This is a genomic window from Kitasatospora sp. NPDC059817, from assembly GCF_042731835.1.
Lineage (GTDB): Bacteria > Actinomycetota > Actinomycetes > Streptomycetales > Streptomycetaceae > Kitasatospora.
Genome location: NZ_JBHWIR010000276.1, coordinates 389 through 6536, shown reverse-complemented (window position 1 = coordinate 6536; position 6148 = coordinate 389). Strand labels below are relative to the sequence as shown.

Below are 6148 nucleotides of genomic sequence, written 5' to 3'. Positions count from 1 at the left end.
ACACCCCCCCCCCCACCATCCCCGCGCCGGGGGGGGGCGGCGGCCCCCCGGCGGGGGGCCGCCCCCCCCCCCCCGCTTCGATGCATCGTAATGATGCACTGTGTAGGTTCAGTGTTCCTGCCTGGTGTCAGTACTGGACGTCGATCGCCTGGATTCCGGTGAACTCGACTTCGAGTCCGGCGGCGCGTCCGCCGTCCTTGAAGTAGGTTTCCTGGAATCCCTCGGCCATGATGGCGCGCATCTGTTGGTCACCGGCGCCCTGGTCCTGGGCGGTGAAGAGGCGGCCGGCGTAGGCGGGTGGGAGGTGGACGGTCAGGTGCCGTAGCCGGGCCTCGTCGGTGGTGCCGACGGGGGCGGTGTAGCCGAAGTAGGCCCACACCTCGACGGTGATGCCCGTGCTGGTGGCGGCCTTCTTGCGGGCCCGACGGCGGATGCCGGGCTGCCACACTCGTTGGACCTCGCGCTTCAGGGCTTCGCGCAGTGCGGCCCTGGGGGTCTTGCGTTGGCCGGCGAGGTAGCGCTCGACGGTGCGGCGACTCACGCCGAGCCGGGCCGCCAGGGCGGCGGTGTCGCCCTTGGCCGCCTTGGCGAGCAGCCGCATCTGGGCCTGCGCGCTCTTGGGTGGCGCCTTGGTGAAGTGCTCGGGCGCGGCCCGGTCGATCGCGTCGGTGATCTCCTCCACAGCCTCCTACTTCCCTTCGATGGTGCTGCTGTCGTAGCCCTTGATGTGGCGGGCCGGGTTGATCGGCTGGTCGCGCTCCAGCCAGTCCACGACGGTGAGCATCTGCTGGATGCCCTCGACCTTGGCCAGGCCGGGGGTGGCGCCGAGGCGGAAGGTGCCGGGCAGCACCTTGCCGGAGCCGGTGAGCGGCAGGAAGCCGAGCGGGTCCGTGGTCGGGGAGGCGTAGACGACGCAGTCGTTGTTGACGCCGAGCGGGTAACGGCCGTTGGCCTTCGCCACGTTGGCCATCTTGCGGTGCATGTTGACGCGGGCCTTGGCGATGACCGCGGCCCGGATGTCCGGGCGCCAGGTCTCGCGCTCAAGCGCCGGCCACGGCTCGCCGGGCTTGTAGGTCAGGCCCTGGGGGCGCTCTCGCAGCTTGCCGATCCCGAACTTCACCGTCGACTTCACCGCCGAGAGGACCATGGCGATCTGGTGGTGGCGCCAGGTGGCCGAGGCGAGCTGGTCGTCGCCCATCGCGGCCAGGTGGCCCAGGCCCTCGGCGGCGAGCGCGGCGCGCAGCGCGTCCAGGTCGGTGCCCGCGTTCTTGAGGAGGCGGTGGGCGGTCATCGCGGCGAGGAAGGCGCGTTCGTCGGTGTCCTTGTCGGTGGGGATGCCGGCCTCGGCCATGGTGGTGACGTAGGCCTCGCGGAGGCGGTCGTGCCAGGGGTCGAGGTAGGCGCCGCTGTGCTCGCGCAGGTAGGCCTCGGTCGGGGTGACGTCGTGGCCGAGTTCCTGGGCGTAGGCGACGGTGGGGGTGGTGTACCAGGCTGGGCCGGTGGGGGGGTTGCCGGTCGGGGTGAACGGGCTGGGCAGGCGGGGGTCGGTGGGGATGTGGGACAGGTCGACGAGCCAGCTGCCCGGGGTCTTTTTGTCGAAGTGTGGGTTGGTGACGTGGAGCGGGCCGGACAGGCCGACGTTGAGGCGGGCTGCGGCGGCGAGGTAGGCGGTGTTGATGTCGATGCCGACCGCGAACGGTTCGATCATCTCCGCTTCGGAGAGGGTCTCGACCGGGCGGATCCACTGGTAGGACTCCTCGTCCAGGAAGCCGCCGGTCCAGCCCTGTGCGGCGGGGTGCTCCGGCGGGACCTCCGGCGGCGCTGCCTGGACGACTTCGGTCAGCGCGCCCGGGTTCGGTCCGGACACCCACCCGCCGCTCTGCTCGTCGCGTACCGCCCTCGTGGGCGGGCGTAGCGCGGTCATCAGTTCCAGGCCGCTGGTGGCGCTGGAGCCGCGGGGGGTGATGACGCGTTGGGCGTAGACGCCGAGGACGCGGGCGAGGTCGGGGGCGGGCAGGTGGGCGGCGTCGCCCCAGGCGCGGGTGTCCAGGGCGCGCCAGGGCAGGACGGCGAGTTGTACGCATTGGCGTCGGCCGTCTTTGACGGGCTTGTAGATGCGGGCCCAGGGGCCGAAGCCGCGGCGGGTGAGCTGCCATTTGGAGCGGGCGAGTGCTTTGACGATCTTGTGGTCGTCGGGCAGGCGCTGGGTGCGGCGGGTGGCCGGGTCGTCGTCCAGGGTGGGTGGCAGGCCGAGTTTCTGGGCGGCGGCGGCGGTGAGGACGATCAGGGGGTCGGAGTCCTTGCCGTTGCGGTGCAGTCGTGGGGTGCCCAGGCCGGATTCGGTCAGGGCCCAGGTGACCAGTTGTGCGAGTGTGGTGGCGGGGCAGTCCAGGAGTAGGCCGCCGACTGCGTAGGCGGTGCCGTCGTCGTCCAGTACTGCGAGTGGGCCGTGGGGGTATTGGGCGTCGCTGTGTGGTGTGGGGCGGGCGGCGGGGCGCAGCGGTTGTGGTTGTTCGGCTGGTTGTTCTGGCGGGATGCGGTCGGGGCGGGGGCTGTCGTCGTCCGGGTTCGCCGTGTCGTCGGTGGTGGGTTTGGGCTCGGCCTTTGTGGGGGTGGGGGTTGGGGCGAAGGCGGCCGGGACTTCTTCGACTGTGCGGGCTGCGGGGGCGGGGGTGGGGTGCTGTTGGGCCCAGCCTTCGAGGAGGCGTGCGTAGGCTTCCAGGCGTGGTGGCCTCGGCTCGGAGCGGCCGGCTTCCCAGTTCTTCACGGATTGCACCGTTGACTTCAGCACCTGGGCCAGTCGCGCTTGGGTGACTCCGGCGGCCTCTCGGAGGCGTGCTCTTTCGGTTGGCTCCGGCAGTTGTGGGCCTGGGTCGTTCAGTAGTGCGTCCACTGCTGCGAACAGTTCGTCCTGTGTGGGCATCGGAACTCCACCTCCTCGCCCTACACTAGTCCATTTTTAACCCTGGAATTGAAGCTCTTTGGTGGTGGTGGGGCCTTGTCTTTGTGGCTGTTCCATGGGTTTTTTTGCTGCCGGGTTGTTCGTTGGCGGAGGTGCTCTTAGCCCTGGAACATCTGGTGTTCGGGGTGTGGTGGCGGCGGTGGCTGGGGGGTGTTGGGCGGGGTTCGGGGTGGCTGGTGGTGGTGGTGGGGTCCGGTGTGTTGCGTGGGCATTAGCCGGGGGTTAGCGGGATTCGTCATGGTGGGTGGATGTGCTGGCGTGGGTCTCGGATTAGTCCGCGTCGTTTGGAATGGGGTGTCCGGGAGGGGTTGTGGGGTCGGGAATCGCGGGGGTCCCGGTTGTCGGTCGGTGTGGTGCGTTGGGGGGCGCGGTCCGTGTCGGCACGAACTGGGGCGCGGATGGTGGCCGGTGGTCGCGGGTGGGTGTTTGCTGCTGTGTCGCTGTCGCGGGTGGAAAGTTCGTGGGTGAAACGTGATAAAAGCGGCGGGATCAAGCTCTGTCATGAACGCGATCGCGCCGTTTTTCGTGCGGCGGGCTGACGTGCGTCGCCCCGGGGTGAAGATCACACCGGGGCCGCGGTATCGCCGCGGAAGCCGGTGTGTCCGGGCGGGTGGCGCACGGCCCGGGGCGGCGTCGCGGGACGGACAGGACGAAGGGGAAGGGGCGCGGATGCTCTTGGAGCGCGACGAGGTGTTGGACGCGGCCGCGGCGGCCGGGGCGGCCGCGCGGGCGGGCGGCGGGCGCTGGATCCTGCTCTCGGCGCCGGTGGCCGGCATGGGGCGCAGCGCCGCGTTGGAGGCGGTGGTGCGGCAGGAGGCGGGCGGCGGTGCCATGCGGGTGGGGCGGGTGCGCGGGGTGCCGGAGGAGGCGGGGTTCGCGTTCGGGCTGGTGCGGCAGCTCTTCGCGGACGACGGGGCCGTTCCGTTCGCGGTGCCGGCCGGGCCCGACGAGCAGCGGTTGTTCCACCGGTGGGTGACGCGGCTGGCCCGCTGGGCGGCCGAGCGGCCGGTGCTGATCGCGGTGGACGACCTCCATCACGCCGATGAGCCGTCCCGGCGGTGGATCGGCTATCTGGCCCGCCGGATCGCCGAGATTCCCGTTCTGCTGGTGGTCACCGAGTGCGGCGACCCGTCCGGTCCGGGGCCCTTCCCTTCTCCTGCGGGTGTGTCGGTCGTCCTGCGCGCTCTGAGTGTGTCCGCGGTCGTGCGTATCGCCCGGGGTGCCGGCCTGGGCCGGGAGGACGTCGTGACGTGTGTCGTGACGTGTGTCGGGGCGGGGGCCGGGAACCCGGCGCTGGTGCGGGCGCTCGTCGCCGATCTCGGTGACGGGCCGCTGCCCCGCCCGCCCGCCGCCCGTTCCCGCAGCCGTTATCGCGAGGCGATCGCGGACTGGCTGGGGCGGGGGGTCGATCCGTGTCTGCGCCAGGCCTGTCTGGCTCTCGCCGTCGCAGCGGAGGAAGGGGTGGCGGGCGATCCCGGGCTTCGCCGTCAGCTCGCCGGTCTCTGCTCGTCCAGGCGGTCGCCGGACGAGCGGTCGGTGCGCCGTCTGGACAGGCTGCTGAGCCACCCCCTGGCGCGGGAGGCCGTGCTCGCCGCCGCCGAGCCGCGGGAGATCGCGGCGCTGCACACCCGCATCGCGGAGCTGCTCGACGAGAGCGGTGCGCCGGCGACCGCCGTGGCCTCCCGGCTGCTGCGCGTGGAGCGGCCCGGTGAGGTGTGGATGGCCCGCTCGCTGGCCGAGGCCGCCGAGGAGGCGGTACGCGCCGGCCGTGTCGCGGAGTCCGCCGCGTATCTGCGCCACGCCCTGAGCGGGCCGCTCGATCCGGACCGGCGTGCGGCCCTCACCATGCGCCTGGGTACCCTGGAGCTCGCGAACAACGCGACCGCCGGTATCCGCAGGCTCCACACCGGAGTGGAGTTGCACAGTGATCTGCGGGAGCGGGCGAGGGCGGCGACCGCCCTGAGCGCGGCCCTCGTGGCGGGCCGCGATCCCGACAGCGCGCTGCGGGTCCTCCACCAGGCCGGCCGCGGGGCCGATGACGGCGAACTCGTCCAGGTGCTGCAGGCCCTCGCCGCGCTCGTCTCCTCGCACGACAACGACGCCTGGCGCGGCGCCGTCGCCGGCCTGCGCGCGCTCGCCCCCACCGCGCCGCCCGGCATCGAGCCGCTGGTGTGCGGCCTGATCACCGAGTACGAGGCCGGGGCCGGCCTCTGCTCGGCCGCCGAGGCGCTCGCCCGGGTGCGCCCGCGGCTGGCCGCCCCGGTGGACCCGCGCCTGCGGACCGCCTGGCTCGGCAGCGCGGCCACCCTGCTGCAGTGGGCGGACTGCCTGGAGGAGGCGCGCGAGCTGGCCGGCCTGTGCCTGCCCGCCCCGCCCGCTCCCCCGGACCTGACGGACGTGGGCCTGCAGTGCCTGCTCAGCGTCCGGGCCGAGGCCGCGCTGTGGGCGGGAGAGTTCGACCGCGTCATCGCCGAGAACGCCCCCCTGGTGGAGGCGACCGCCGGACAGGGCGTCCGGCTGCCGCACCTGGCGGCCATGGTGGCCACCGCCCGGCACGAGAGCGGCCGGCGCACCGGGGCGTGGGAGGCCGTGGCACTGGCCGGAGCGGGCGGCAACGACAGTTCCTGGGAGTGGAACGAGCTCAGCTACGCACGGGCCCTGCTGCACGCGGCGGACGGCCGCTGGCAGGCGGCCCTCGACGACTACCTGGCCTGCGGAGCCGGCCAGAGCGCCCACGGCTTCGTCAGCCCGGTCGCCACACCGTGGCGTTCCGGGGCGGCGCTGGCCCTGGTGCGGCTGGGGCGGCGGGAGGAGGCCCGCGAACTCGCCGAGGAGGAACTGCGCCACGCCCGGACCTGGGGCACCGCGCGCACCGTCGGCCGGGCGCTGCGGGCGTACGCCGCGGCCGTGGGCGGCAGGCTGGCCCTGTGTTCGCTGACCGAGGGCGCCGAGCTGCTCAGGGCGGGGTGCGCGCCGGTGGAACTCGCGGAGGTCCTGGCCGATCTCGGCCGGGCCCACATCGGGGCGGGCAACGGCCGCAAGGGCCGGGACACGCTGCGCGAGGCGCACGCGGTGGCCCTGCGGCTGGCCGCGCCCGCTCCGCAGGCCGGGCAGGCGCGCGCCCCCGGTCGCCACCTCGACCGGAAGGCGGGGGGGTTGGGCGAGGGGGGGGTGGGGAACAGGATC

General features: G+C 73.2%; 3 protein-coding genes. 1 reads left to right on the top strand and 2 read right to left on the bottom strand.

The genetic code is table 11. The annotated features are described in order from the left end of the window. Nucleotides 1–127: 127 nt before the first annotated feature. Both tpg and tap read right to left on the bottom strand, forming a co-directional pair. The gene (gene tpg / locus ACFV61_RS33145) at nt 128–682 is read right to left on the bottom strand and encodes a telomere-protecting terminal protein Tpg (protein ID WP_380346369.1); all 555 of its coding nucleotides are present in this window, start codon (nt 680–682) and stop codon (nt 128–130) included. A 6-nt stretch (nt 683–688) separates the two neighbouring features. Next, nucleotides 689–2923, bottom strand: coding sequence for a telomere-associated protein Tap (gene tap / locus ACFV61_RS33140; RefSeq protein ID WP_380495727.1), 2235 nt, complete (start codon nt 2921–2923; stop codon nt 689–691). A gap of 708 nt (nt 2924–3631) precedes the next feature. Here tap and ACFV61_RS33135 point away from each other — a divergent pair. Then, nucleotides 3632–6148, top strand: a 2517-nt coding sequence (locus ACFV61_RS33135; protein WP_380495725.1) for an AAA family ATPase, incomplete at its 3' end; no start/stop codon positions are given.